This is a genomic window from Streptococcus sp. ELY_137 (assembly GCF_058314515.1).
The window spans coordinates 31683-57188 of the sequence record NZ_JBZFUL010000013.1 but is presented as its reverse complement, the minus strand read 5'-3'; the positions used below and the strand labels follow the sequence as shown (position 1 = coordinate 57188).

Annotated in this window: 22 protein-coding genes and 2 tRNA genes; 3 read left to right on the top strand and 21 right to left on the bottom strand. The window is 38.4% G+C overall.

Annotation, left to right across the window (positions count from 1 at the left end; all coding sequences use genetic code 11):
* Positions 1 to 302: 302 nt before the first annotated feature.
* The 20 genes from AC4HAO_RS08915 to AC4HAO_RS08820 all read right to left on the bottom strand — a co-directional run bounded on the left by AC4HAO_RS08915 (position 303) and on the right by AC4HAO_RS08820 (position 21569).
* Positions 303 to 1700 (bottom strand): amino acid permease, encoded by a 1398-nt coding sequence (locus AC4HAO_RS08915; protein WP_491135158.1) that lies wholly within the window; start codon positions 1698 to 1700, stop codon positions 303 to 305.
* A gap of 253 nt (positions 1701 to 1953) precedes the next feature.
* Entirely contained in the window at positions 1954 to 3951 is a 1998-nt protein-coding gene (ftsH, locus tag AC4HAO_RS08910; RefSeq protein ID WP_491135157.1) for an ATP-dependent zinc metalloprotease FtsH, read from the bottom strand.
* Between the two features lie 22 nt (positions 3952 to 3973).
* A complete protein-coding gene (gene hpt, locus AC4HAO_RS08905) occupies positions 3974 to 4522 on the bottom strand; it encodes a hypoxanthine phosphoribosyltransferase (protein ID WP_491135156.1) in 549 nt (182 codons plus the stop codon).
* On the bottom strand, positions 4519 to 5787 hold the full coding sequence (gene tilS / locus AC4HAO_RS08900; protein ID WP_491094163.1) for a tRNA lysidine(34) synthetase TilS: 1269 nt from the start codon (positions 5785 to 5787) through the stop codon (positions 4519 to 4521). Before tilS ends, hpt begins: the two co-directional genes overlap by 4 nt.
* A complete protein-coding gene (locus AC4HAO_RS08895; RefSeq protein WP_491094162.1) occupies positions 5784 to 7106 on the bottom strand; it encodes a serine hydrolase in 1323 nt (440 codons plus the stop codon). Before AC4HAO_RS08895 ends, tilS begins: the two co-directional genes overlap by 4 nt.
* On the bottom strand, positions 7096 to 7209 hold the full coding sequence (locus tag AC4HAO_RS08890; protein ID WP_447452922.1) for an SP_0009 family protein: 114 nt from the start codon (positions 7207 to 7209) through the stop codon (positions 7096 to 7098). Before AC4HAO_RS08890 ends, AC4HAO_RS08895 begins: the two co-directional genes overlap by 11 nt.
* Positions 7210 to 7218: 9 nt before the next feature.
* On the bottom strand, positions 7219 to 7593 hold the full coding sequence (locus AC4HAO_RS08885; RefSeq protein ID WP_447452921.1) for an FtsB family cell division protein: 375 nt from the start codon (positions 7591 to 7593) through the stop codon (positions 7219 to 7221).
* Positions 7580 to 7852: an RNA-binding S4 domain-containing protein gene (locus tag AC4HAO_RS08880; protein WP_491094161.1), complete on the bottom strand. Its 273-nt coding sequence runs from the start codon at positions 7850 to 7852 to the stop codon at positions 7580 to 7582. Before AC4HAO_RS08880 ends, AC4HAO_RS08885 begins: the two co-directional genes overlap by 14 nt.
* A gap of 898 nt (positions 7853 to 8750) precedes the next feature.
* Positions 8751 to 9188 carry a GNAT family N-acetyltransferase gene (locus AC4HAO_RS08875; RefSeq protein ID WP_491093140.1) on the bottom strand — a complete coding sequence of 146 codons (438 nt, stop codon included), beginning with the start codon at positions 9186 to 9188 and terminating at the stop codon, positions 8751 to 8753.
* A 29-nt stretch (positions 9189 to 9217) separates the two neighbouring features.
* Positions 9218 to 9586 carry a hypothetical protein gene (locus AC4HAO_RS08870; RefSeq protein WP_491093139.1) on the bottom strand — a complete coding sequence of 123 codons (369 nt, stop codon included), beginning with the start codon at positions 9584 to 9586 and terminating at the stop codon, positions 9218 to 9220.
* Positions 9587 to 9626: 40 nt separating this feature from the next.
* A complete protein-coding gene (locus tag AC4HAO_RS08865) occupies positions 9627 to 9791 on the bottom strand; it encodes a helix-turn-helix transcriptional regulator (RefSeq protein ID WP_491093138.1) in 165 nt (54 codons plus the stop codon).
* A gap of 118 nt (positions 9792 to 9909) precedes the next feature.
* A complete protein-coding gene (mfd, locus tag AC4HAO_RS08860) occupies positions 9910 to 13431 on the bottom strand; it encodes a transcription-repair coupling factor (protein ID WP_491135155.1) in 3522 nt (1173 codons plus the stop codon).
* The gene (gene pth / locus AC4HAO_RS08855; protein ID WP_491093136.1) at positions 13424 to 13993 is read right to left on the bottom strand and encodes an aminoacyl-tRNA hydrolase; all 570 of its coding nucleotides are present in this window, start codon (positions 13991 to 13993) and stop codon (positions 13424 to 13426) included. The genes mfd and pth overlap by 8 nt, the downstream gene beginning before the upstream one ends.
* A gap of 71 nt (positions 13994 to 14064) precedes the next feature.
* A complete protein-coding gene (ychF, locus tag AC4HAO_RS08850) occupies positions 14065 to 15180 on the bottom strand; it encodes a redox-regulated ATPase YchF (RefSeq protein WP_447452914.1) in 1116 nt (371 codons plus the stop codon).
* An 80-nt stretch (positions 15181 to 15260) separates the two neighbouring features.
* The gene (locus AC4HAO_RS08845; RefSeq protein ID WP_491093135.1) at positions 15261 to 15590 is read right to left on the bottom strand and encodes a helix-turn-helix domain-containing protein; all 330 of its coding nucleotides are present in this window, start codon (positions 15588 to 15590) and stop codon (positions 15261 to 15263) included.
* Between the two features lie 329 nt (positions 15591 to 15919).
* Positions 15920 to 16117 carry a DUF951 domain-containing protein gene (locus AC4HAO_RS08840; protein WP_491093134.1) on the bottom strand — a complete coding sequence of 66 codons (198 nt, stop codon included), beginning with the start codon at positions 16115 to 16117 and terminating at the stop codon, positions 15920 to 15922.
* Between the two features lie 309 nt (positions 16118 to 16426).
* Positions 16427 to 17563 (bottom strand): DNA polymerase III subunit beta, encoded by a 1137-nt coding sequence (dnaN, locus tag AC4HAO_RS08835; RefSeq protein WP_491093133.1) that lies wholly within the window; start codon positions 17561 to 17563, stop codon positions 16427 to 16429.
* Between the two features lie 155 nt (positions 17564 to 17718).
* Positions 17719 to 19092 carry a chromosomal replication initiator protein DnaA gene (gene dnaA, locus AC4HAO_RS08830; protein WP_447452910.1) on the bottom strand — a complete coding sequence of 458 codons (1374 nt, stop codon included), beginning with the start codon at positions 19090 to 19092 and terminating at the stop codon, positions 17719 to 17721.
* 233 nt (positions 19093 to 19325) lie between these two features.
* On the bottom strand, positions 19326 to 20102 hold the full coding sequence (locus tag AC4HAO_RS08825; protein WP_491135154.1) for a ParB/RepB/Spo0J family partition protein: 777 nt from the start codon (positions 20100 to 20102) through the stop codon (positions 19326 to 19328).
* A gap of 267 nt (positions 20103 to 20369) precedes the next feature.
* Entirely contained in the window at positions 20370 to 21569 is a 1200-nt protein-coding gene (locus AC4HAO_RS08820; RefSeq protein ID WP_491093131.1) for a S1C family serine protease, read from the bottom strand.
* Between the two features lie 194 nt (positions 21570 to 21763).
* Here AC4HAO_RS08820 and rlmH point away from each other — a divergent pair, with 194 nt between their 5' ends.
* The 3 genes from rlmH (at position 21764) to AC4HAO_RS08805 (ending at position 22789) form a co-directional block, all read left to right on the top strand.
* The gene (gene rlmH / locus AC4HAO_RS08815; protein ID WP_491093130.1) at positions 21764 to 22243 is read left to right on the top strand and encodes a 23S rRNA (pseudouridine(1915)-N(3))-methyltransferase RlmH; all 480 of its coding nucleotides are present in this window, start codon (positions 21764 to 21766) and stop codon (positions 22241 to 22243) included.
* A 208-nt stretch (positions 22244 to 22451) separates the two neighbouring features.
* A tRNA-Arg gene (locus tag AC4HAO_RS08810) sits at positions 22452 to 22525 on the top strand.
* A 192-nt stretch (positions 22526 to 22717) separates the two neighbouring features.
* Positions 22718 to 22789: transfer RNA gene (locus AC4HAO_RS08805), tRNA-Glu, on the top strand.
* 86 nt (positions 22790 to 22875) lie between these two features.
* On the opposite strand, the gene AC4HAO_RS08800 is transcribed toward AC4HAO_RS08805, so the two are convergent.
* Positions 22876 to 25467 carry a YfhO family protein gene (locus tag AC4HAO_RS08800; RefSeq protein WP_491093129.1) on the bottom strand — a complete coding sequence of 864 codons (2592 nt, stop codon included), beginning with the start codon at positions 25465 to 25467 and terminating at the stop codon, positions 22876 to 22878.
* Between the last annotated feature and the right edge of the window lie 39 nt (positions 25468 to 25506).

Sequence of the window (25506 nt, the reverse complement as noted above, 5' to 3'; positions counted from 1 at the left end):
CCAGGATCAAACTCTCATTAAAGTTAATCTAACTCAGTCATTTCTGACTTATTTTCGTATTTTTGACAGGTTAATTCCTTAACCCGCACGCTTGGTTTCTTGTCTATTCAGTTCTCAAAGGTCTTGAACTGTCCCCTCTCGAAAACAGCTCCTTTATTCTATCAAACCCCTACCCCTTTGTCAATACTTTTTGCGACCTTTTTTCGTTTTATTAAGTTTTTTTCAAATTTTAAGTTTAGAAAAAATCTAGATAGATAATACTATGAATATGCGCAAAAAAAACTGAGGACAAACCCCAGTTTTTATTGCTTTGTAGAAATAGCTGAATTTTTATAACCGTATGAAAAATAAATTAGTATACCTAGCACGATGGCTACAATAAAAGCAACCCACGTTACCTTTTGAAACTGGCTCATTAGCGAGAGACAGATAACAATAGAAAGTGCTGGTAGCACCGGAACCAAGGGGGTTTTAAATTGCCCTTTTCCTGGTTTCCCTTTGTCTTTTCGAAGTTTTATAAGTGCTACAGATAAAACGATTAGATAGGCTAGCGTGCAGATGTTTACAAATTCTGCTAAATTAGCCAGTGGAATAATACCTGTAAAAATGATAGCAAAAACTCCGACTAGTAAAGTGGCATTCGCAGGAATTTTAGAACGAGGAGAGATGCGGCTAAAATTATTTGGCAGCAAGCCATCCCGGCTGATACTATAAACTGTCCGCGACAAGGCATAAGTCATTGAAATACAGACTGTTATAAGGGTAAGTATCGCCACAGTTGAAACATAATTAGCTGCCCAATTTAGGCCAACATGCCTGAGAGCAAAAGCAACTGCATCATCAACACCTAACTTAGTATAATGAACAATACCAGTTAAAACAAGTGTTACAACAACATAAAGGACTGTCACAGAAATTAGCGATAAGGCAATTCCTCTTGGTACCGTTTTTTGTGGCTCTTTTGTTTCATCAACTGCCATTGATAGAGACTCAAAACCAAGGAAAGCAAAGAACATGATTGATGCACCAGCCATAATTCCCGTTTTACCTCCGTATAGTTGACCGAAACCAAACGGAGCAAAATTTCCCCAATTTTCAGCGTTCAAATGGAAGAGACCAACAACAATGAACAAGGCCAAGGCTGAAAATTTTAAAATAACCAAGACACTATTAAAGCGAAGGGCTGTTTTTGAATTCATCAGTACCAGTGCTGTGACAGCAATCATGACCAGTATAGGTAACAAATCAATATAGTGTCCCTGACTTGGATCAAAAGTGCCATTTAAAGCCCTTGGTAATTCAATCTTATAACTAGCTAGAAGTCCTTTTAAGTAAGAACCCCATCCTGATGCAACACTAGAAATAGCAGTTAAAAACTCCATGATAATCATCCAGCCAACCATCCAGGCAGGGAACTCCCCTAAGGTAGCATAGACATAGCTATAAGCCCCGCCATTAGCTGGGATGCGTGAGGCAAACTCCGCAAAGAATAGCGCAGAAATTCCTACAGCAATCGCTGCAATAATGATGGAAATAACCAAGCTAGGTCCAGCGTAATTCGCAGCACCGATACCTGTTACTGTAAAAATACCAGTTCCAACCATAGAACCTAATCCCAAAAAGACTAAATCCATAACACGTAGACTACGTGCCATTTCTGTCTTTATGTGACGAGGATCTTTTTTCCGAAAAATGTTCACATATCTCTCCTTAGATTTTCTATAGTTGTAAGTTTATCATAGGGATAAATGAATGTAAATCCTTTTATCTGGCGATTTTATTTCAACTCTAATTTAGAGAGACAGGCAACTTCCAAATAGTATCAATAAAAAGAGGAGTTAGGCCAAATTGGCCTAGCTAACAAATATTGCTCCTAACCGCTGCGTCAACTTAATGAATTTAGACAAATACAAAAGAGGCGGAATTTTGATTCCAGCCTCTCATTATTAATCATTAATCAGCTTGATTTTCAGATTCAGTCATTTTCTCTTTTACTTCATCGTAAGATAAAGCATAGTTATCATTTTCAGAATCATCAAGAGTATCATCGGGCATCTTTCCTGTTTCATAAATTGACTTAATTTGAGCTGCATCAAGTGTTTCATACTTAAGCAGAGCTTCTGCAATCAATTTATGTGTCTCACGGTTAGAATTGATAACATCTGCTGCTTTGTTACGAGCTTCATTCAGAAGTTCACGAACCTCATCATCAATGACTAAGGCAGTCTGACTGGAATATGATTTATCCATTGGCATTTGGCCCGGATTCATAGCATGATTACCTTCATACTGAACAGGTCCAAGTTTATCACTCATCCCGTATTCAGTAACCATAGCACGCGCCATAGCAGTAGCCTGTTCAAAGTCATTAGAAGCACCTGATGTTTGAACATTAAAGATGATTTCTTCTGCAACACGACCACCCATTAAACCAGCTAGTTGTTCTTTTAACTCATCCTTAGATAGAAGAGATTGATCTTCCTTAGGCAAGGAAATCATATAACCACCAGCACGACCGCGTGGAACAATGGTAACTTTATGAACATCACGAGCACTTGAAAGTACCAAACCAACTATAGTGTGACCCGCTTCATGGTAAGCCACAATTTGACGTTCTTTTTCCGAAACTTTTTTATCTTTTTTAGATGGGCCGGCAATAACACGGTCTTCCGCTTCATCAATATCACTGGCATCAATCTTAGTCTTATTACGACGAGCAGCCACTAGAGCAGCTTCGTTTAAAACATTTTCCAAATCAGCACCAACAAAGCCTGGGGTTTGCTGGGCAATAACCTTGAGGTCAACATCTTCCTTGAGCGGTTTATTTTTAGAATGAACCTTCAAAATAGCTTCACGTCCTTTAACATCAGGACGGCCAACCAAAACTTTACGGTCAAAACGACCAGGGCGAAGAAGAGCTGGATCAAGTACGTCACTGCGGTTTGTAGCAGCAATAACGATGATACTTTCATTTCCTTCAAACCCATCCATTTCAACCAAAAGCTGATTGAGGGTTTGTTCCCGTTCATCATTTCCGCCACCCATTCCGGCTCCACGACGACGGCCAACAGCATCGATTTCATCAATGAAAATCAAAGCTTTTTCAGCCTTTTTTGCATCTTCAAAGAGGGAACGAACACGACTAGCTCCAACACCGACAAACATTTCCACAAAATCAGAACCTGAGATGCTAAAGAAAGGAACACCGGCCTCACCAGCAACAGCCTTAGCTAAAAGCGTCTTACCAGTACCCGGAGGGCCTTCAAGAAGAACCCCGGTTGGAATACGTGCTCCTAAAGCACGGTATTTTTTTGGATTTTTTAGAAAATCTACAACTTCGACTAATTCCTGTTTTTCCTCCTCAGCTCCGGCAACATCAGAGAAACGAACTTTAATATCCCCCTGACTGGCAGCCTTAGCCTTATTACGACCAAAGCTCATAGCGCCTCTGGCACCACCGCCGCCACCTTGATTCATCAGGAAATAAAAGAGCATTCCCATGATAACTAAAGGAACAAAGAGGCTAAAAACATAAGACAGAATCGTCCCACTAGAACTCTCTGGAATAACTTTTATCTTCGTATTAGAATCATTAGCCGCCTTCTCTAATTGGTTCAAAGACGAATCACTTGGTAGGATGATGGATGTAAACTTGGTAACAGAAGCAGACCCACTATTAAAGAAATTAAAATCAGCATTCTCATTTTCTGATGAACTCTTCTTTGCCTTAGCATAGTCACCCGTTACTTTAACAACACTGCCGCTCGGTTGATAAGTGACCGACTTAACATCACCATCTTTTATTTCCTTCACTAGGGTCGAATAACCAATTTCCTTGGTCTGACTAGAATCCCCCTTGAAATAAAAATTAAGAGCCGTAACTCCCACGATAATGAGAGTGAGGTAGACATAGGCATTTCTGACTAACCCATTTTTATTTTTATTATTCATTGACTAACAAAAAACTTTCTAATTACTCGTGTGTGTAAATTTCTTCTTTTAAGACACCAACATAAGGCAGATTACGATACTTTTCCGCATAATCTAAACCAAACCCGACAATAAACTCATTAGGAACATCGTAACAGATATAATCCGCTTCAATATCAACAACCCGTCCTTCAGGTTTATCAAACAGAGTTGCAATTTTTACGGAACTGGCCTTACGATACTTGAACATATCGCGTAGATAGAGGAGAGTACGTCCAGTGTCAATAATATCTTCAACAAAGATGACATCCCGACCCTCTATATTAGTATCAACATCTTTTAGGATCTTAACTTCGCCACTACTTTGTGTACCACCTTGATAGCTGGAAACAACCATAAAATCAATCTCAATATGAGTATCAATATGCTTAATCAACTCAGCCATAAAGGGAACAGCGCCTTTTAATACTCCTACTAAAAGAGGATTTTTATCAGTATAATCTCGTGTTAACTGCTCACCAAGCTCTCTTGTTTTAGCAGTGATTTCCTGAGCAGAATACAGCACTTTTTCAATGTCATTATCCAGAGTCATAAGTCACCAGTTTCCTTAGTTTCTATACACAATTTGGCTCTTATTGTAACACATTGAGGCACTTTTCTCAAATATAAGTTTCCTCCAGCAAGGACAAAAATAATCTGCCCATCTTGTTCTGCTACGACTGCCGTTTGTCGATCCTTTATAGAAATTTTTTCATCAATAAAAAGGCGGCGCAACTTCTTATGAAAATTCCCAAAATCCAGTTGATCGCCTGCCTGCCTAGGTCGTAAGGTAATTGGCGATAGACTGACCAGATCTACATCGCCAATCTGGCCAAATTTAAAGCAATTTTGACCAATACTGACGATATTGCCATATTCTAACACTTTAGCGGTAAAGCTGCTATCCGTCTCAGGACCGATTTTATCAATCCAAAATCTTTTATCCGCAACATGTAAATAAAAACCTGCTTTCAAATAATAGACACACGCTTGGGACTTTTGTAACTGTTTAAGAGTTTGATTAAATTGAGGTTTGCTCAACCTTAAATCAGAGAAATTAGCTAGATAATCTTGCAAAAGAAAATATTGTACAGCTTTTGTTTGCGCTCTAAATACTTCCAAATTACCCTTTTTAAAATCAGCCGTTAAATCCATCAGGGCTGTCAGCAATAAGTCGGTCTCTTCTCCCAAATCTCGAAGGTGTCGGGAGAAAGCAGGATTTTCCTGCGACAAATATGGTAAATACTCCCTACGAATTCTATTACGAAGATAACAATTGCTGGCATTTGTTTCATCTTCAAAGTGAAAAATAGTAGGCAGTTCACTTTTTGAAATCGTTAAAAACGGACGAATCAGTTGACCGCCTGCAAAGGACTGTATGGCTGCCATTCCGCCTAAATGTCTGAGACGACTACCACGTAACAGGCGCATAAATATTGTTTCTGCCTGATCATCAGCATGATGAGCTGTCACTAAGGCTGTATAGCCCTTTTCCCGCATGAGGCGCTCAAAAAAATGGTACCTAAAATCACGTGCTGCTTTTTCAGAAAATCTTCCCGAAAAATAAGAGACAAAAAATGGAATATTCTGATGACTAGTCCACTCTTTTAAGTAAGCCTCTTCCTTATCTGATGATTCTCTTTGTTTATGGTTAACATGAGCTACCCCGATAGTAATGTCTAGGTCATCTTTATATTGATGTAAGAAATGGAGTAAATTCATTGAATCTACTCCACCTGAGACTGCCACTAAAACCTTTTTATGAGAGGTAAAATACCCTTTTTTCTGAATATCTTTGAAAATAGTTTGATAAATCATTTTAAAATCCTGTACACACCATCAGCGATAGCTGTAATATCATCATAGGTAGCATTTTCTGTAAAAACAGATAAAACAAAGGGGGTATCACCATAAACAATAGCTACATCATGACGGTATTCGTAGGCATCACCAATTTTGTGAGCGACTTTTACAGGGATATTTTTAGAAATCCGCTGCTTATCAAAATCAGTCGAGGATAGATAATTTGTAATATCGCCATTTTGCTCATAGATAGCTGTCATCATTTTTCCAGCTATCTTGGCAGAAACCTTACGGTTTTCCATATTCCAATCAGTGCCAATAGCTGATTTTATTGTCTTTTGGAAGTCTTCATTATACTGATTAGCCACGTAGTAACCTAAAATATTTGTAGCGACATTGTCAGAATACTGGGTAACCTTTTGCTCCAAATCTTTGATACTGTAAGTTTTATTATCAGGGGTTTTACTGATAATTCCACTTCCTTCAGTCTTATAAGCACTCTTAAAATCATTAACCGCTGCATTATAAACTAGTTTCTTAGAGCTATCTATTTTCCCTTTACTCAACTGCTCTTGAACATAATAAAGCAGGGGTAATTTACTAACACTCGCCGAATACATGATCTTATCTGCATTGATCTCAGCTGTTTTACCATTATCTAACTGCTCAACATAAATACTGTATTTATTAGAATTATTGTACTTTTGCTTCAGGAAATCTTGAACAGCTCCTATTCGTTTATCTTTTTGGGAAACCAAAGCTTCATTGATCCACCCTTGTCCTTTAATAAATAAATAACTGCCATGATGGGTAAGGGCTCTTTCAGAAACTTGAATCTTACTGTAAGCTGTAACAGCCGAACGTTTAGATACCATCCCTGCTACATAGGGATTTTCATAAATTGCTACCTCATTGCCCGTCCAATAGGACTTTTCCTTCCCTAAAGTTCTCTTAGCAAGGACCTTATCATCATAAAACTGACTGTAACTGGCCTTGGCATAAGTCCCGTTAGCAAACTGAAAAAGCGGGATTCCTTTAGAATTTGTAAATACTTTTTTTATCTTTATCTTAGAATCAGGATCAATCTTACCTGAAACCTTGGTCAGGTTACTATCAGCATAAGTTTTTACTGTTCGATAAACATTGGGATTAGCCGGAACTTTGGCAAAATAAAAGTAATCAAACTGCCGTTCTGAAACCTGATCAAACTGCTTCCAAGAGGAATAAGAAACTTCTCTGTCCCCCTTAACAGTCCAGAAAGAAACCAAAAAAATCGGCAGTAAAACTATAAGGGCAAAAAAGATGATATTCTTATTGCCTGTCTTAATCCTCATGAGGCACCTCCTCTTTTAAGGATTGATTTTTCTGTCTGAGCTCTTCTAATTTTTCATCAGAATGAGCTAAAAATTTTTCAATAATTACAATCAAATTTTCCATATATACTAATTATTGAGGAACCAGCTCAGGAATAATAAAGGTGACCTCACCTGAATTAGAGTAATGATACTTTGCACGCGCATATTTTTCCACAAACTCATCGTCTTTTAGTCGGTCAGCTAATTTTTCTTCCTGAGTTGTTTCTGACTTGGTTTGCTTATAATCCTTTTTTAGCTGAACAATCTGAGCTTTCTTATCCTGCAAATCTCGATAACTTGAAACCAAATTATAGGTTGGCAAAATAAATAGCAAGATGACAAAAATCAAAGTCCACCCCATAAAACGGTGACGCTTACGCGTTTCTTCCTCTTCATAACGTTTAGTAAGGTTAGTAACCTTGATATAGTCATTATTCAGTTGAACAACCTTATCATTTTTCCCCATCAGCGTCTATCCTTTTTTCACTAATGATCTCATACATACTCTCTGCATCTTCTTTTTTTGTACTGTCTTTCATCTCTAGAACGCGGACAGTTAACAACTTATTACCAAAACGGATCTCAATGTTATCATTAATTTTTAAATCCGTTGAAGACTTAGCTAGGACGCCATTGACCTTGATGCGACCTTTATCAGCCACTTCTTTAGCAACCGGCCGACGTTTGATAATACGTGATACTTTTAAGTACTTGTCTAATCTCATCCTACCAACTTCTTTCCTTTCTGAAGTCTATCCCTCTCATTTTACCATTTTTTGGGCTATTCGTTCTAGAGAAACTACAAAATGTAGGAGAAAAGGGGGCGTGATCAGCCCAAAATTTAAAAATTTTGGCTTTCACCATGTCTTGGTTTTAAGGTGGTTACCTGAAACAGCCTTTCCTCGGATCGTTTTTGATACTTACTTTGCAAGCTTTATTTCCTGATTAAAAAGGTCTGGGAGACCTTTGGAGCTATGCGGAGGTGGGTTTGAAATGTTCCAGTGGAGTTTGGCAATCTGGGGATAGACTGCCAAAGCCTGCCACCTAAAAACAAGTGGTAGAGGCCTAAATCTTAAAATAAGAGAGCGAGGAAAAATCAAAATCGTGATTTTATCACGATTTATTGATTTCTGTCCCACTCTCGACTTTATGTCTCCATAAATAAGCTTAATTCCTCAATTATCTGTTTAAGCAAATAAACTTTTCATATTTTTTAAAACTAACAGCAACATAATGATAACACATAATCATATTATGCAGGCGAATAAACTGACTTCTATACCAATAATCCAATCAATTGCACTTGATTTTGCTGAGAGCCTCAGGAGCGACGATCCTGCTGACTACCCACCAGCATAACAGCAATTCTCAAATAGCGGAAATAAACGAAGTTAGTAAAATGTTAGAAATAAAATAGAAGGTAGGGTCCGACATATATGATGGTGACACTATCACTCACAAAATAATGCATCATAAGATTAAGTATAAAAACATGATAGGCAAACATCAATTTTGTAATCTCAACTTCATACGAATGGCTCCTTGCCCCACCATTTGAAAGAATAGATTGGCATGAAAGTAAAGTCAAAAGCTATCCTAGTCTCTGGATGTTGTCAAACTATATTATATATTCCGACTATAAAAGACCAACCTTTCAACAGCTTTAAAGCCTGTTTTCTGATAAAAAACTTCCGCTGGTGTTTCGCGATCAGTCAATAAGACAAAATTTTCAACACCTGAATCTGCCAATTGCTTCTTTAGTTCCTCTAACAGCCTTTTTCCAATTCCTTGCTGTCGAAAAGCCTTTTTAACCCCCATCTCGTTAATAAAAAATTCTCTTCCTGACCACCAATTTCTTATCGTTCCATAAACAAAACCAATAAACTCATCGTTTTCAATAGCTAAAATACCTAGAAACTTTGGCGTATGATAAAAATCTGAAATATATTCTTTAGCACCCTCAAAGGTCCACTCATCGTACCAAGGTTCACCATTAAAAATATCTACAAAAGCTTGTGTACAGTCTTCCAAGTCTGCTTCCGTCATTAGTCTAAAAATCATATAAAACCCTTTCTAATTACGATTAACTACTATTTGAAAAACAATAGCGATCCAATGGCTTGACCTAGGATAATTAAAACCCATATAGCCAGTAAAAGTCCTAACCCTTTTAAACTCTCTTGAAGGAATGTTCGCTTTACTTTTTCCTTCCCATTGATAAAATCTAGAATTTCTCCATAAGTTTTAAGATGATGTTTTTTTGATAGTGAAAAGATTTTATAGAGACAATAAAGTATCGGCAAAATGAAAATATTTCTGATGATCATGTCATTAGGTAAGATAGCAAAACGTCCTACATAAAAGCGCCCTATAGGTTCCAGTAATGAGTCTAAAAAGATGACTATTCCGGTAGTTATCAACCATCCCTTTAACTGTGATGAATCTACATGATGTTTCATAATCACGACATCTCCTTTAATTAGATTATCTAAGGAGATATCAAAAAAAAGTAGCTATCAATAACAGTGAGTTGATATCTGGATAGGTTTTTCCTCGCTCCCAGTTAGAGATTGTTTGGCGCGAAACATAGAGTTTCTCCGCCAGTTCTTCCTGGGAGAGACCTTTTGCCTTCCGTAATTCAACCAAGCGATTGTGTAGCTCCATTTCGACCTCCTTAATAATTTTAGTCTAATCATTTCATCCTAACTTTACCATACAAGATCTTTGCTAGGCCAGCATTTTTTATGTCAAAAGGATTTGACACATTGATCTACCAAGTTTCTCATAATTTTTCTTTGGTTTGTTTTCCTTCTTTTATCTCTGTAAAAGCACGGCCAAAGACCATAAGCTCTTCTAGAATTTCGTAATCTTTTTTATGGCGTACATCAAAGATTACTTCGATTTTACCGTCGTGTTCCCCAATGCGAGCCTTGAGTTGGGTCTTAGACAGAGCTTCAAAATAGTCTTGAGTCAAGAAGAGCTGTCTAGTTGACTTTTCAAAACGGATAGTGACTTCCTGCTGCTTTTTCTCAACTAATTCAACAAAGACATTGTCCATATAGGATTTAAGAAGACCAATTTCAAGGAGGTAAGCGACCTGATCTGGATACTCACCAAAGCGATCAATCAATTCATCCTGCAAATCTTGGTAATCTTGCTGGGAGTTAAGCTCGCGAATCTGCTTGTATATATCGATCTTTTGACGCTCATCGCTGATATAGTCAGCTGGTAGATAGGCATCAATTTGTAGGTTAATCTCAGCGTTTCCTTTTTGACGGACTCGTGATCCCCCTTGCTTATGCTGGATGGCCTCTTCCAGCATTTGAGAATAGAGCTCAAAACCAACTGAGTCAATAAAACCACTCTGAGAGGCCCCCAGGATATTGCCAGCACCGCGAATGGAGAGGTCTCGCATAGCAATTTTAAAACCAGATCCTAACTCAGTAAAACCCTTAATCGCCTCTAAGCGTTTCTCAGAAGCTTCTGACAAGAGTTTATCTGGCTGATACATGAGATAAGCATAGGCAATACGATTGCTGCGTCCGACTCGGCCGCGCAGCTGATAAAGTGTGGAGAGACCCATACGATCTGCATTTTCGACAAAGAGAGTATTAACATTAGAGATATCAATACCAGTTTCAATAATTGTCGTTGCTACCAAAACATCATAGACACCATCAATAAAATCAAAGAGGGTATTTTCCAGCTGAATCTCACTCATCTGACCATGAACGAATCCGATACTAGCTTCTGGGACAATTTCTTGAAGTTCTGCTACTTTTTGCTCAATACTCTCAACACGATTATAAATATAGAAGCTTTGACCGCCACGATCCATCTCGCGAATAATAGCTTCGCGAATCATACCTGGATTAGTCTCAAGTACATAGGTCTGAACCGGATAGCGATTGGTCGGTGGTGTCTCAATAACGGAAAGGTCACGAATCCCCAACATAGACATATGGAGCGTTCGGGGAATAGGCGTTGCGCTCAAGGTCAAGACATCCGCCTTCGTTTTAAGTTCCTTAAGACGTTCCTTGTGCTTAACACCAAAACGCTGCTCCTCATCAATGACAATGAAGCCTAAATTTTTGAAAGTTAGGTCTTTTGAAAGAAGACGATGAGTCCCGATAATGATATCAATCTTACCGTCTGCAATCCGCTCAAGCGTCTCTGCCTGCTCTTTCTTCGTTTGGAAACGGCTGAGCACCCCAACCTCAACAGCAAAATTTTCAAAACGCTCCTTAAAATTGTTGAAATGCTGCTGGGCCAGAACTGTTGTTGGCACAAGAACGGCAACCTGCTTGCCATCATTGACCGCTTTAAAGGCTCCCCGCATAGCAACCTCTGTCTTACCAAAGCCAACATCCCCAACTAAGAGGCGATCCATAGGCTTGCTTGATTCCATATCTGCTTTGACTTCCTTGATAGATCTGAGCTGGTCCTCCGTTTCTGCATAAGAGAAATCCTCGTCAAACTCATGCTGATTCTCATCGTCTGGTGAAAAAGCAAAGCCTTTGAGCTGGCTACGCTCAGCATAAAGTTTTAAGAGATCGTCAGCAATATCTTCAACCTGTTTAGAAACTCTGTTTTTAGCCTTTTGGAAACGGCCATCATTAAGCTTGTTGATTTTAGGCTCTTTACCATCACTGGCCATGTATTTCGACAAAAGCTCAATCTGCTCAACTGGAATAGAGATAGTATCCGCATTTTGATACTGAACGGTCAGGTAGTCGCGGTGAACACCAGAAATCTCGATAGTCTCAATCCCCATAAAACGGCCGATTCCGTGGGTATTGTGGACGACGTAATCCCCTTTTTCCAGCTCATTGTAGTCTTTAAGTCGCTCAGCATTACTAATATGCTGACGTCTAATACGGCGTTTGGGAGTCTTATGATAGATCTCTTTTTCTGTGATGAGAACTAGCTTTTCATCTGCAAAATAAAAACCACTGGTCAGATGACCCGTAATCAGCTGAATCTGGCCTACTTGTAGATCATCCTCCGCCACGATAGGAATGTTTAACTCGTACTCAGATAGAGTCCCCTGAAGCTTTTCCAATTTAGCCGCGTTATCAACTTGCAAGACAACAGTAGCACCAGATTTAGAGTAGCGCTTAATTTCATCAATCAAAAGAGGAATCTGGTTGAAGAATTCCTGCATGCTATACTGGGTCAGATTGTAAATCTGATGAAAGCGGATATTGCCCAAACCCCTGTGGAAATTTGAAAAGAAAGTCGCTGGCTGATAATGACGTAGTATCTGATAGGTATCTGCAAAATAAACCTGATTAGCCAGAGCCTTTTCCTGATGCAGACCCTCGGTTAGGTAGTTAGCAATCTCCATCTCTACCTTAGCATGACGATCCGTCAGTTTTTGAAAATCATCAAAGAAGAGTGGAGTCCCCTTCGGAAGGTAGTCAAGCAAGGTATAGGTCTTGTCATAAAAGAATGACAGGAATTTCTTAAGATCCTCATGGCGATGGCCATTCGCTACTGTCGTGTAGAGTCCTTCCAGATAATCCTTAAGCCTCTTACTTTGTGACTTAGCTATAGCAGTATCAAAATGGTTCAACGCTCGCTCACGACTTTCCTGAGTCAGTATAGCTTCATCAACTGGACTAAGGCGAACACAGTCCAAATTTGTCTGAGATACTTGGTTTTCAGGATCAAAAATTCGGATACCATCAATCTCGTCACCGAAGAATTCCAAGCGATAGGCAGTATCTGTAGATCCATCATAGATATCCAAAATATCCCCACGATGGCTATATTCCCCTGGAGACAAAACTTGAGAAACGGACTTATAGCCAATGTTGGTCAGCTGCTTGACCAAATCAGATATCTGATACTCCTCACCCACCTCAAAATCTAGGACAAACCTAGCATAGTCTCTAGGATTTGGCAGTAAAATCTTACTAGCTAAAAGACTGATGACCAGAATTCCAGTGCTATCTTCATTCAATAGAAAATTGAGACTTTCCACACGCGACAGAGATTTTTCTTGAGAGGCCACGATAAACTCTGCTCCGACGATATCATCTGCAAAGAACTGATAAACTTGGTCATCCCCGACCAAGCTTATCAAATCACCAGCTAAGTTCTCAGCTTCATTTTGTGTAGCCGTAACAACGACCAGCTTACCTTGATTAGCCTTGAAGTTAGAAGCAATAGCCAAACTTTTAGTACTGCCAGATAAGCCCAAAACTAACTGACGATCAATTAAACCAGTCTTATCTTGCCATTCTTGAATCTGTTTATTCTGCCCAAATAGGCTTATTAATGTTTTATCTCTATTATCCATTGTATTTTTGCATTGTTTGCTCAAAATCACGAGTTTCTAGATAGAAGTTAAGGGCGTCTGCAACCTTATCCAAAGAAGCCTGCATAGTCGCATAATCATCTTGGTCAAAATGACTGAGTACATGATTAATTACGGTCATCCCAGGCTTAGGGCGACCGATGCCAATCTTAATACGGTCAAATTCCTGAGAGCCAACATGCTTGATAATACTCTTAATACCATTGTGACCACCGGCAGATCCTTTCTGACGGAAACGAATCTTACCGACCATCATATCCAAATCATCATAAATAACTACCAGATCTTTAAGCGCAAGATTGTAATAGGTCATCAAAGCATGAACAGCCTGACCGCTTTCATTCATAAAGGTCAGGGGCTTAACAAAGTAAATCTTTTCTCCATTGATAAAGCTTGAGCCAACTGCTGCCTTAAAATTTTTCTCTTCTGAAAATGTAACGTTGAGATTTTCCACAAAGCGTTCAATAGCCATAAAACCAGCATTGTGACGCGTTTTATCGTATTTTGAACCAGGATTCCCCAGTCCCACAATTAATTTTGCCATAATTTATCACTTTTCCTTAAACACACTAAAAGGACTGGAATGTGCTTCCAGCCTTATTCTTCATAAAATTATCAGACATTAAAACGAAATTCCATAATATCGCCATCTTGAACCACGTAGTCTTTACCTTCTTCACGCAAGCGACCAGCCTCTTTGACGGCTTTTTCTGAACCGTACTCAATCAGGTCATCGTAAGACATAGTAACCGCACGAATAAAGCCCTTTTCAAAATCTGAGTGGATAATACCAGCGGCTTGAGGAGCTTTGATCCCGCGCTTGAAGGTCCAAGCACGAACCTCCTTTTCACCAGCAGTGAAGTAGGTTCCAAGGCCCAATAAGTGGTAGGCAGCGCGTGTCAATTTATCCACACCGGACTCTTTCAAACCCAGATCCTCAAGAAACATAGCCTTGTCATCATCATCTAGCTCCGATATTTCTTCTTCAGCACGCGCTGAGATAACTACTACTTCGGCATTTTCAGTCGCTGCAAATTCACGAATCTGTTTGACATACCCTATCTCGTCCGGATTAGCTACCTTATCTTCATCGACATTTGCCACATAAAGCACTGGCTTAGTCGTCAAAAGGAAAAGTTGTTTGACAATCTTTTCTTCTTCCTCAGTAAAATTGATGGTACGCGCAGATCTACCATCCTCAAGAACAGGTTTGATTTTCTCAAGAACGGCAAATTCTGCCATAGAATCTTTATCTTTTTGCGTACGTGCAACCTTTTCCACACGCGCATAGCGTTTGTTGACAGATTCAAGATCAGCCAGAATCAACTCTAAATTGATAGTATCAATATCTGCAATTGGATCTACAAAGGCATCTTCACGACCTTGCTCCCGCATAACATTTTCATCATCAAAGGCACGGACCACATGAACAATGGCATCTACCTCACGAATATTGGCCAAGAATTTATTTCCCAGACCTTCACCTTTAGAAGCTCCTTTTACAATCCCCGCAATATCGGTAAACTCAAAAGTTGTTGGTACCGTCTTTTGAGGAGTAATCATCTCTGTCAACTTCTGTAAACGCTCGTCTGGTACTTCTACCATCCCTACATTTGGATCAATCGTCGCAAATGGGTAGTTAGCAGACTCTGCACCTGCTTTGGTAATTGCATTAAAAAGAGTTGATTTACCAACGTTTGGTAAACCAACAATACCTGCTGTTAAAGCCATTTATATAGTCTCCATTACATCTTTCGTCCTGACTATTATAGCAGAAAATCAAAGAAAAAGCTTGTCTAGTGACAAGCAATTTATAAGAAAATGAATAATAAAGGGACAGCAGCTAGTAGTACCCACCAATATTCTGAAAGTAAATCAACAATAATCGTCAAACCATCTCTTTTCTCATATTTTCCAGTTTCAGGATTGATGACATACTCACGACCTTTTAATAAATGTAAATCGCCATCATCTTCGTCTATTTGAAAAGTGGATTGCTGCTTTCCTTTAACTAACTCATCTAGGTTAACATTCAGAATTTCTGATAACTTGACTAGATTCTCCAAATCAAGTGTTGCATCACCATTTTCCCATTTGGCGGTAAGACAGAAATCTATGATTTCGTCGTCGCACCCCCGCAAGGCTGATTAGAATGGTCACGAGAGAAGCGAAGGGAACATTCAATCAGCTACTGCGAAGACAGCTTGATGAGAAATAAAGAGTTGTTGTGCTAATTCTTCTTGCGAAATGTTTTTTCTTGCCGAATTTTTTTGAGCTGTTCTGCAAACATGGTCATCACCGTAACCACCCTTCTTTTTTCTAGTCTCATTATACTAAAAATATTAGAGTAGATTAGCACTTTTTATCGCAACTAACCGTTGCATAATTGCTAGAAAAATGATGTTCATAAATTTTTCAAGGTTGCATCCCATTAAAAAGACAGTTAAAAGTCAACTTTACATCAGACTTTCTACAGTTGCAAGACTTTTTTCATCTTCCGCTCAAAATCATGTCTGCTCATCATGACAACATGGTCACAATTGGTGCAGTGAATTTTGATATCAGCTCCAATGCGTGTAATTTCCCATTCATTAGCCTTTTTACCAGTTGACTTGATGGTACAGGCATGAGGTTTTTTCATCTCAACCAAAGAACCTACTTGATACATAGACACCTCCAAAATCTCTAAATAGTAGCCCTATTATAACCAAAAAGCTCCAGCCTGACAAACTCAGTAAAACACTGAGCACTTCCCGAAGATTATGAAAAAGACACGTCCATTCTGCGATATGCAATAAGCTAGAAGGGCGGGTTCTAGGGCATCGGAGTCGCCCTAGGGAAAGTTTATTGACATAAAAAGAAAGAACCCAGTAAAACACTGAGCACTTCCCGGAGATTATGAAAAAGAAAAGTTTATTTAGGATTGACTATAGTATAGCCTAAACCACTTAAAATTAGCTTAAAATTTCCTGATTTTTTAATTTGTTCGAACTGGGGTAATCAGCTGGATGAAGTTTTCACTATCATCACCTGGCGTTAGGGTGAAAGGACGCACTGGTGAGATAAAGCGAATACGTACAGTTTCACTCTGTAAAGCTTTTAGAGCTTCAATCAGATAAGTTGGATTGAAACTAATAGTCAAATCACTACCGCTAGTTTCCAGAGTATCAATTTCTTCATTGACCTTTCCGACCTCCGGTGAGTTAACATGAGCTGAAACTGTACCATTAGCAATTTCTAGCTTAACTGTTCCATTTTGGGTCGCATTAGAAATCAAATGGGCCCGCTCCATAGCTGAACGAAGAGTATGGGTATCAAAGAGAATTTCCGTTTCAAATTCACTGACTAAGAGGCGATCAGTATCTGGATAAGCCCCTTCAAGCATACGCGCATAGAAGCTAATATTTTCACTTCTAAAGAGAATCTGGCTGCCAGATAAGAAGACTTCAACTGTTTCTATATCATCTGTAAAAACCGATGAGAATTCACGAAGGGAGCGACTCGGAAGGACAACATCAAAGTCATCACCTGCATTTTCCAAAACAAGTTTACGCTGACTCATACGATGAGAATCTGTTGCGACAGCCTTAAAATTTTGGTGATCTGTCAGCACCAAATGAATCCCTGTTAAAATGGGACGACTTTCTTGTGTACTAGCAGCAAATGCTGTTTCAGCAATTAAAGTTTTCAGCACCTTTGTATCAAAAATCAAGGGATTGCTAGTAGGAACCTCTTGGAGACGAGGATACTGCTCAACATCTTTTCCTTTAAGGGTAATTTCTGACTTTCCACTAGTTAGCACCACTTGGTGGTGGTCAATCTCTTTAAAATCAAGACTGACATCTGGCAAACTCGAAACAATATTGATAAAGAAATTTGCCTCAAGCAAAATACTACCAGTTTCTGTAATTAAAAGTCCTGCATTATCATTTGTACTAGCAATAGAATTTTCAATAGAAATTTGTCCATTAGAACCTGTAAGCGTAATGCCAGCAGTAGTAACATCGATTTTTATACTGGATAAAATAGGGATAGCATTTTTAGAACTGATAGCTCGTTTAGTTGCATTAAGAGCTTGTAAGAAAAAAGCTTTATTGATTGAGAAGTTAATCATGATGACTCCTTTATATTTATAAGTATTAGTTTAGTAGTAGTAGTAGGTCTTGTTTATAGGGTGGAAAAATATAGACAAGCCATAGGGCATAAGGCATACAGCTTGTGCACAACCTGTGGATAAATCTCTTAAAAAAGCTTTATCTATCCACAAGTCTATTTGATCTTATTTTTAATGGTATCAATCTCAATACGCAGACTGTCATCTTGAGCAATAATGTTCTTAATTTTATTATAAGCATGAAGGACGGTTGAATGGTCACGTCCGCCAAACTCTTTACCAATTTTTGGTAGACTGTTGTCGGTCATCTCCCGCGCTAAATACATAGCAACCTGACGAGCTAAGACGATATTTTGATTACGCTTAGTTGACTTGATTTCCTTAACAGTTACACCGTAAAATTTGCTAACCTGACTTTGGATTTCTTCGATAGAGACAATATTGATAATTGGTGCATCCTGTTTGCGGGCTCGAATAGCTTCTGCTGCCAGATCTACTGTAATAACATTAGCCTGCTTGAAAGTGGCAACCAAATTGATATCCTTAAGAGCACCTTCTAAATCACGAACATTAGAGTCGAACTGACCAGCCAGATACTCAATTGTATCTTGTGAAAAAGTATAAGGATAGCCCTGTTCAAGAATCTTATTAGTCAAAATAGCAATCCTAGTTTCGTAGTCTGGTGGCGTGATATCAACTGTCAATCCCCATTTAAAGCGTGTAACCAAACGTTCTTCAAGATTATTGAGATGGTCGGGTGTTCGGTCGCTGGTCAGAACAATTTGCTTATTGTTAGCATGGAGGGCATTAAATGTATTGAAAAATTCTTCCTGTGTCCCCTCTAAGGTTTTTTTAGCCAAAGACTGAATATCATCAATAAGGAGAACATCAAGGCTGCGGAAATTTTCTTTGAGCTCTTCCATAGATTCTAAGCGAATATGAGTGACGAACTCATTAATGAAGTTTTCTGCTGTAATATAGCGAACCCGCGCATTGGGATTATTTTCCAAAACCGTGTTGCCAATAGCATTGAGCAGGTGAGTCTTCCCAAGTCCTGGACCACCCCAGATGAAAAGGGGATTATAGGTCGTCCCAGGGCTATTAGCAACAGCAATAGAAGCCGCTTTAGCCCACTTGTTTTCATCCCCTTGGATAAAATTATCAAATTGATATTTAGAATTTAAATTAGAAGAGACAGAAAGGTCCTGAGTAGCTTGGTTATTATTTTCTTGATAGTTGGTCTCTTGTCCATTACTACCAGCCTGAATATTGTTAATTTCTGCACTTTCAAAAATGTACTGGGCGTTAATCTGGGTGTTAAATACTTCAAAGCCAGCCGTAATCAAAACTTGTTGAAGGTTTTTTTCCCAAAATAATTCCTTCATGCGATCGATATAAATAATAGCTGTATCATTTTCAACTCGGATCAATTGAGCATCAAGAACGAAATACTCAAATGTCGCTTGAGTAAGATGTTCTCGAGCTAACTCAAAAACTCTATTCCAAAAAATCTGCTCATTTTCGGTCATAGATTTCTCCTTTGCTTGATAATAAGGACTTCTCCTGTTTTCCTAGTTTAATCTCGTACCGTATTTTAACATAAAAACTATAAGTTTTCCACAGGGGTGATAAAAACAATTCACATTGTTCAAAGAAGTTTTCCACAAGTTGTGGAAACACAGTGAACTCCCCATAAAATAGGCTTTTTTGTCCACTAAATAGTGTGGAAAAAGCAAGCAGGGATGAAAGCTTTTTACACAATCTATTTCAGTCTGTTGATAATTCTGTTGAAATCGTCTTGGGATGAAAAATTGATAGAAAGTTTTCCTGAGTTCTTTGCTGTCATTGTAATAGTGACAGGTGTTCCCAAAGTGCGTGTCAATTCTTTTTCTAAATCTTCTTTAAAAAGATCTTTTGCAGAATTTGAAGGTTTTCCCTTATCCTTAGGTGAGGGTTTTAATTGTCTTTCTAGAGAACGGACAGACAATCCCTGTTTCTGGATAGTTACTAACCAGGCTTCTTGGTCAGCTTGACTGAGACCAAGTAGCAGACGAGCGTGACCTGAAGAAATGTGCCCCTCCTCTAACGCGCTTTTAGCCTTATCAGATAAATTAAGCAGCCGCAGAACATTTGTAATGTAGGGCCTTGATTTTCCCATATAGTTAGCAATATCTTCGTGTGTCATCTGATTGGTTGCTAACAGATTCTGATAAGCTTTAGCTTCCTCAATTGGATTAAGATCAGAGCGTTGTAAGTTTTCAATAATAGCCTGAATACGACTATCCTGATCCGAAAGTTCTTTGACAATAGCTGGCATCATCTCTAATCCAGCTAATTGACAGGCTCTAAAACGTCTCTCACCAGCGATTAATTCATAACCAAAAACAGGAGATTTACGGACAATAATAGGCTGAATTAAACCATTCTCCTTGATAGACTGAGCCAGTTCTCCTAATTCCTCTTGATTAAAGTGTAGGCGTGGTTGAAAAGGATTGGGAGAAATATCACTCAGCCTAATGTTTTTCAATTCTTCTGCCATGGTATTCCTTTCACAAGTTATACAGCTTAAGGGCTGCAATTATATTAAAGATAAAGCGTATAAGTTTGAAGATAAGCTTTCCGAGTTCTAATTTTATGCTATTAATTACTAGGAAGGTGAAATAGAGGTCGAAAAGTAAACAACTGAATCGTTTCTTCACAATATTTTAGCAAGTTTTATTCATAAAAAGAGAAGGCTAGGCATATTTGCCCAGCCCCATCTAAAACTACTGTTAAATTAATAAGAATACTAATGGCCTTAATCTCATTACTCATCTTCAGATGAAGAATCAAGATCTTGGCTGGTTTTATTCAGCTTAATATCAGTTGTCTTTTTATCACCATCACGGTAGAAGGTAAGTGTAACAGTATCTCCAACCTTGTGCTTATATAGTTCTTCTTGGAGTTCAGCAACCGTTTTAACCTCTTTGTCATCAATTTTTGTGATCACATCATATTCTTTCAATTTACCATCTGATGGCATGCCTTCCTGAACAGAACCAACAACAACCCCTGTAGAGACTTCATCAGGAACATCAACCCTAGCTCTAGCTGATTCACTTGCTGATCCTAAATCAGCCATAGTAATACCAAGAGCTGGACGAACAACTTTTCCATCTTTTTCCAGCTGGTTGATAGTTTTTATAGCATCGTTAGCAGGAATCGCAAACCCTAAACCTTCAACGCCTTCAACGTTAATTTTACTCGATGTGATGCCAATAACCTGACCTTCAATGTTGATAAGGGCTCCGCCTGAATTACCTGGGTTGATAGCGGCATCAGTTTGAATTGCTTTAGTATGGATAGTAGAGCCATCTTCAGCCTGTAGAGTGACATTACGATCCAAGCTAGAAACAATTCCTTGGGTTGCACTGTTGGCTAATTCGGAATCTACTGGACTACCGATAGCGATAGCAGTTTCTCCCACTTTGATTGAAGATGAATCTGCAAATTCAGCCATTTTGGAAACATCCTTGGCTTTTACCTTGATAACCGCCAAATCAGAATAAGTGTCAGAACCTACTAGTTCAGCCTTAATAGAATTTTTTGTATCTTTTTCTTTTCCTCGCAAAATAGTCAATTTCTCAGCACCGGTCACAACATGGGCGTTAGTGACAATATAAGCATCGTCGCCGTCTTTCTTATAAACAACACCAGAACCTTGACTTAAGGGAGCTAAACCATTTTCATCAACTTCAAGCCCAGAAGCTCGCACAGCATCTTCTGTCTCAGCATCGGGAACTTCCTGATAGTTAACAACGGTTACTATAGCATCCTTAGTTTTATTGATGGCTTTTGTCACATCAGATGAATTATCATATTGAACATTGCTCTTTACAGTTGGATTAAATGAAGATGTGACCCCGTTGAGCTTTAGAACAAGCAGAGAAGCCAGCAAGCCCCCTAAAAATCCAGCTAACAATATAAAAACAGGTTGAAACCACTTTTTCCAGTCAAATTTTTTCAATGGGAAAACCTCCTAAGCGCTCTTACTTATATTTATACTTTCCTACTATACCCTATTGTTTTGGAAAAATCAAGAATCCACAGCTTGTGGATAAGTTTGTTGAAAGGATTATAAAAGGCTTTTAAATAAGCAAGTTTAAGGGAAAAAATCTTGTGGAAAACTTGTGAATGAAAGTGATATGATATAATAATGTTATGAAAGTGAAAGTTATTACTGTGGGAAAACTCAAAGAAACTTATCTTAAAGATGGGATAGCTGAATATCGAAAACGCTTAAACCGTTTTAGTAAAATTGAGCTTATTGAACTTCCTGACGAGAGGATACCTGATAAAGCTAGCTCGGCTGAAATCAAGCAAATATTGGAAAAAGAAGCTGAGCGTATTATGACTAAAGTAGCTGAACGTGATTTTGTGATTGCTTTAGCCATTGAAGGGGACGAATGGTCTTCAGAAGAATTTTCCCAAAAATTGGCTGACACAGCCTTGAGAGGATATTCAGATTTCACGTTTATCATAGGTGGTAGTTTAGGCTTAGCTAACCGTGTGAAAAAACGAGCAAATCTGTTGATGAGTTTTGGAAAGTTGACTCTGCCCCACCAACTAATGCGTCTGATTCTCATGGAGCAAATCTACCGTGCTTTTATGATTCAAGCAGGCAGCCCCTATCATAAGTAAACAGCGTTTATTCTGCCATTCCTTAGTAAAGTTGAAGTCTAATGTAAGAGCCATTAAGAAGCAATAATTAAAATAAGCTTATAAGGAAAATCAGATTAATCCTACAAAGCCAGAATTTTCGATCAAACTTTATTAAGTTTAACACATGTAGCAACTTGTTTATCATATTGACAGTAGGAGTTGTATTTTGATAGAATAAGAAAGAATTGGTTCCATAGCTCAGCTGGATAGAGCATTCGCCTTCTAAGCGAACGGTCGCAGGTTCGAATCCTGCTGGAATCATCGTTTTGTGTAAGCATTCAGATCTAGTAAAGGCTGTTTTTTAATTTACGCAGAAGAGGTTAACTTAAGTTTTCGTCTAGCTCCTTAGTGAGAGGCTTTTCTCCAGCGTTTAGTAGTTTAAGGAATTTATAAAATAAAAATAGAAAATACTATTGACAGCTCACAAAGAGTAAGGTATACTATCTAAAGTCTGGTCCGTTGGTCAAGGGGTTAAGACACCGCCTTTTCACGGCGGTAACACGGGTTCGAATCCCGTACGGACTATGATAAGACTTAAGGGCTGCCCTCTAGGCAGCTTTTTAAAACATTATAAAAAATAAAAGCTTCTGGTAATTAATCTCCAGAAGCTTTTATTTTTTCTCAGACCAGAAATATCGGCTACTGCTATAGCCAATAAACAGTAGGAAACCTAATAAAGAGAGAAAACTGGCTATTTTAAAGCCATTAGGCAGGTAGTTGAGCTCAACCTTTCCTTTACCAGCCGGCACATCTATAGCCATAAAGCCTTTTTGCACCCTACGAATTTTAGCTCTGTGTCCATTGACCTTTGCTGTCCACCCCTTGTCGTAAGGAAGAGTGAAAAAGAGAGAGCCGGCTTTCTTAGCAGAATATTTCGCATGGACCTGATTGCCACTAGTTCTTACAGAGACCTTTCTATTATTAATAGTCGTCATAGCCCTCTGATAGGCTCTAGTATCAAGACCATAAAAGGTCGGTGTTTCAAAAGAAATTTGATTATTTTCAGGGAAGGTCAAAGTTACCGTAAGCTCAGTAGGTTTATTAAAATAGCCCAAATCAAAAAAGCTGTAAGCATTATCGGTTGTGTAAATATGATCTTTACCATTGACAGTAACAGTAAGGGATGATGTGGCGTCATTGCTAAAACTCAGATTAGGAATGCTGATATAGACCTGCTGATTTGGGATAGTTTGAACTTTGTAAGTAACAGCCTTTGTCTGTTCAGTTCCTGTTTCTAAATTGATACGATTATTGAAATTGGGGTGAACAGCATCGGTAGCGGATTGACTTGACAAATGTGTAAAGTACTGTTGATGAAGGCCACTCAAATGATTTAATAATAAAGCTTGGTTATCTAATGTATTGACAGTAAAAGGAAGATCCTTGTAGACACCTTTAGTAAGAATAGCCATCTGACTAGCATTTTTATTTTTATACAGTGTTAAAAGTCCAGAATTAGCGACTGATGTAAAACCGTATTTATCGATATCTTCTGCTGATAAGTTATAAGTAATATTAAATAAACTGTCAGCGATAATGGTATTGTTTTGGTAACGTAAGTTGAGATTCGTACCCGTTGACTGGAAACCCAAACGATCTAAAGTACTGCTGGAAGCTGTATTTCTGATAGAAGAAAACTGGGAAATACCGTTGTAATTAAATTTCATACTATCATTACCAGTCTGTGGCATGGTACGCTCCAGTCTAAAAAAGGTTTTCTTATCACTTTTAGCTTTTTTGACAAGACTAGTGATTTCTGTCTGTTCGCGGTTATATCCTTCGCGGGAAGGAAAAATCCATTCGTCACCCAAGCTAGTTACTTGATAATAGGAATTGAGTCCAATTTCAAAAGTAGAAAAGAGCAGAGTAAAGAGAATAAAAGCCAAGGTGCTTAACTGTTTTCTATTGAAAGACAGCAAAATAACTGCATAAGCTAGAAGGAAAGCAAGTGTCAAGATAAGGTTGACAGGTTTTAAAAAATGATAATGGGTTGTGTAAAGGAAGGTTAAGACAAAACCACTAGCTAAGGCAGAAAAAGTAACAATCAGAAAATTAGGTTGAAACTCTTTAATATGTGATAGACTTTCAGCAGCCATTAGGATGATTAAAAGAGAAAAGAGCCAGGCATAGCGATGCAAGAACATATTCGGCGTATGCATTCCCTGCCAGATTAAATCCAGTGGGCTAAGATAAAAACTAGCGACCATAAAACCTAACAATAATCCATAAGCTAGTTTAACTGGCCACTTGAGTGTTCGTAGGCTAAAGAAAATGAGAGCGAGGGATAAAGGGAAAAGTCCTACATAAATCATTGGAATAGCGCCAAACTTAGTCGTATCATAGGCACCGACAAAATTTTTAGCAAAAATATCAAAGAACCATACCTTTTCAGATAAGAGACTATTAAATTGAGAAAACTCCTCACCGTGAGTTGACAGGTCCAAATAGCTCGGTAACAGCATAATAGAAGCGGTCAAACCCGATAGTATTGACACAACTGTAAAGTCTAAAAATTTTCTAAAGACTAACTTCCAACGAAAATCTCGACTAAGTTGAACCAGAAAATAGAGTGTCAGGAATATGGCCATCATAAAACCAAAATAATAATTTTGGATAAAGAGTAAACTTAGTGTCAAGTAATAAAGCCAAAATTTCTGTTTATCTAATAGGAAGTGGAGTCCCAAAATAATAAGGGGAGCAAGTATAAAAACATCCAGCCAAGTATTGATTTCAAGCTGACTAACGGCAAAACTCATCAAAGAATAGGAGCTTGATAAGCTAATAGTAAGCGCTTGTTTAATATTGACAAAGAGTTGTTTCAGTGTAAACGACATTGACAATCCGATTAATCCGAATTTTATCAAAGTAAAAAGGTAGATGGCGTCTGCCATTGATTTTACAGAAAAGAAATAATAAAACGGCGATAGAAAAGATCCTAAATAATAGCTTATTAAAGCGTAAAAATTCAGTCCCAAACCACTAGTAAAAGTGTAAAATAGGCTGTCACTGCCGTGCAAGATGTTGCGGAGTTGGGTTGCAAAAATAACATACTGATGAAAACCGTCACTTGCTAATATAGTAGTCTTACTACCCCAGTAAATTCCCTTTGACCAGAGGGCAACTAACATGATAAAAGTAGGAATTAAAAAAGATAAACTATAAAAAAGAAGGTTAACTTTATGCTTAGTAAAAAAATTTTTCATGGTATTTGAGAAAAAGAGTCTGAGACACCTACGTTTCAG

Coding starts and splice junctions, on each gene's coding strand:
- dnaA (WP_447452910.1), bottom strand. CDS start 19,092: ATGACCGAAAATGAGCAGATTTTTTGGAATAGAGTTTTTGAGTTAGCT.
- hpt (WP_491135156.1), bottom strand. CDS start 4,522: ATGACTCTGGATAATGACATTGAAAAAGTGCTGTATTCTGCTCAGGAA.
- AC4HAO_RS08825 (WP_491135154.1), bottom strand. CDS start 20,102: ATGGCAGAAGAATTGAAAAACATTAGGCTGAGTGATATTTCTCCCAAT.
- AC4HAO_RS08865 (WP_491093138.1), bottom strand. CDS start 9,791: ATGGAGCTACACAATCGCTTGGTTGAATTACGGAAGGCAAAAGGTCTC.
- AC4HAO_RS08800 (WP_491093129.1), bottom strand. CDS start 25,467: ATGAAAAATTTTTTTACTAAGCATAAAGTTAACCTTCTTTTTTATAGT.
- pth (WP_491093136.1), bottom strand. CDS start 13,993: ATGGCAAAATTAATTGTGGGACTGGGGAATCCTGGTTCAAAATACGAT.
- AC4HAO_RS08890 (WP_447452922.1), bottom strand. CDS start 7,209: ATGGAAAATTTGATTGTAATTATTGAAAAATTTTTAGCTCATTCTGAT.
- AC4HAO_RS08880 (WP_491094161.1), bottom strand. CDS start 7,852: ATGAGATTAGACAAGTACTTAAAAGTATCACGTATTATCAAACGTCGG.
- mfd (WP_491135155.1), bottom strand. CDS start 13,431: ATGGATAATAGAGATAAAACATTAATAAGCCTATTTGGGCAGAATAAA.
- ychF (WP_447452914.1), bottom strand. CDS start 15,180: ATGGCTTTAACAGCAGGTATTGTTGGTTTACCAAACGTTGGTAAATCA.
- AC4HAO_RS08875 (WP_491093140.1), bottom strand. CDS start 9,188: ATGATTTTTAGACTAATGACGGAAGCAGACTTGGAAGACTGTACACAA.
- tilS (WP_491094163.1), bottom strand. CDS start 5,787: ATGATTTATCAAACTATTTTCAAAGATATTCAGAAAAAAGGGTATTTT.
- rlmH (WP_491093130.1), top strand. CDS start 21,764: ATGAAAGTGAAAGTTATTACTGTGGGAAAACTCAAAGAAACTTATCTT.
- AC4HAO_RS08840 (WP_491093134.1), bottom strand. CDS start 16,117: ATGTATCAAGTAGGTTCTTTGGTTGAGATGAAAAAACCTCATGCCTGT.
- dnaN (WP_491093133.1), bottom strand. CDS start 17,563: ATGATTAACTTCTCAATCAATAAAGCTTTTTTCTTACAAGCTCTTAAT.
- AC4HAO_RS08895 (WP_491094162.1), bottom strand. CDS start 7,106: ATGAGGATTAAGACAGGCAATAAGAATATCATCTTTTTTGCCCTTATA.
- AC4HAO_RS08870 (WP_491093139.1), bottom strand. CDS start 9,586: ATGAAACATCATGTAGATTCATCACAGTTAAAGGGATGGTTGATAACT.
- ftsH (WP_491135157.1), bottom strand. CDS start 3,951: ATGAATAATAAAAATAAAAATGGGTTAGTCAGAAATGCCTATGTCTAC.
- AC4HAO_RS08885 (WP_447452921.1), bottom strand. CDS start 7,593: ATGGGGAAAAATGATAAGGTTGTTCAACTGAATAATGACTATATCAAG.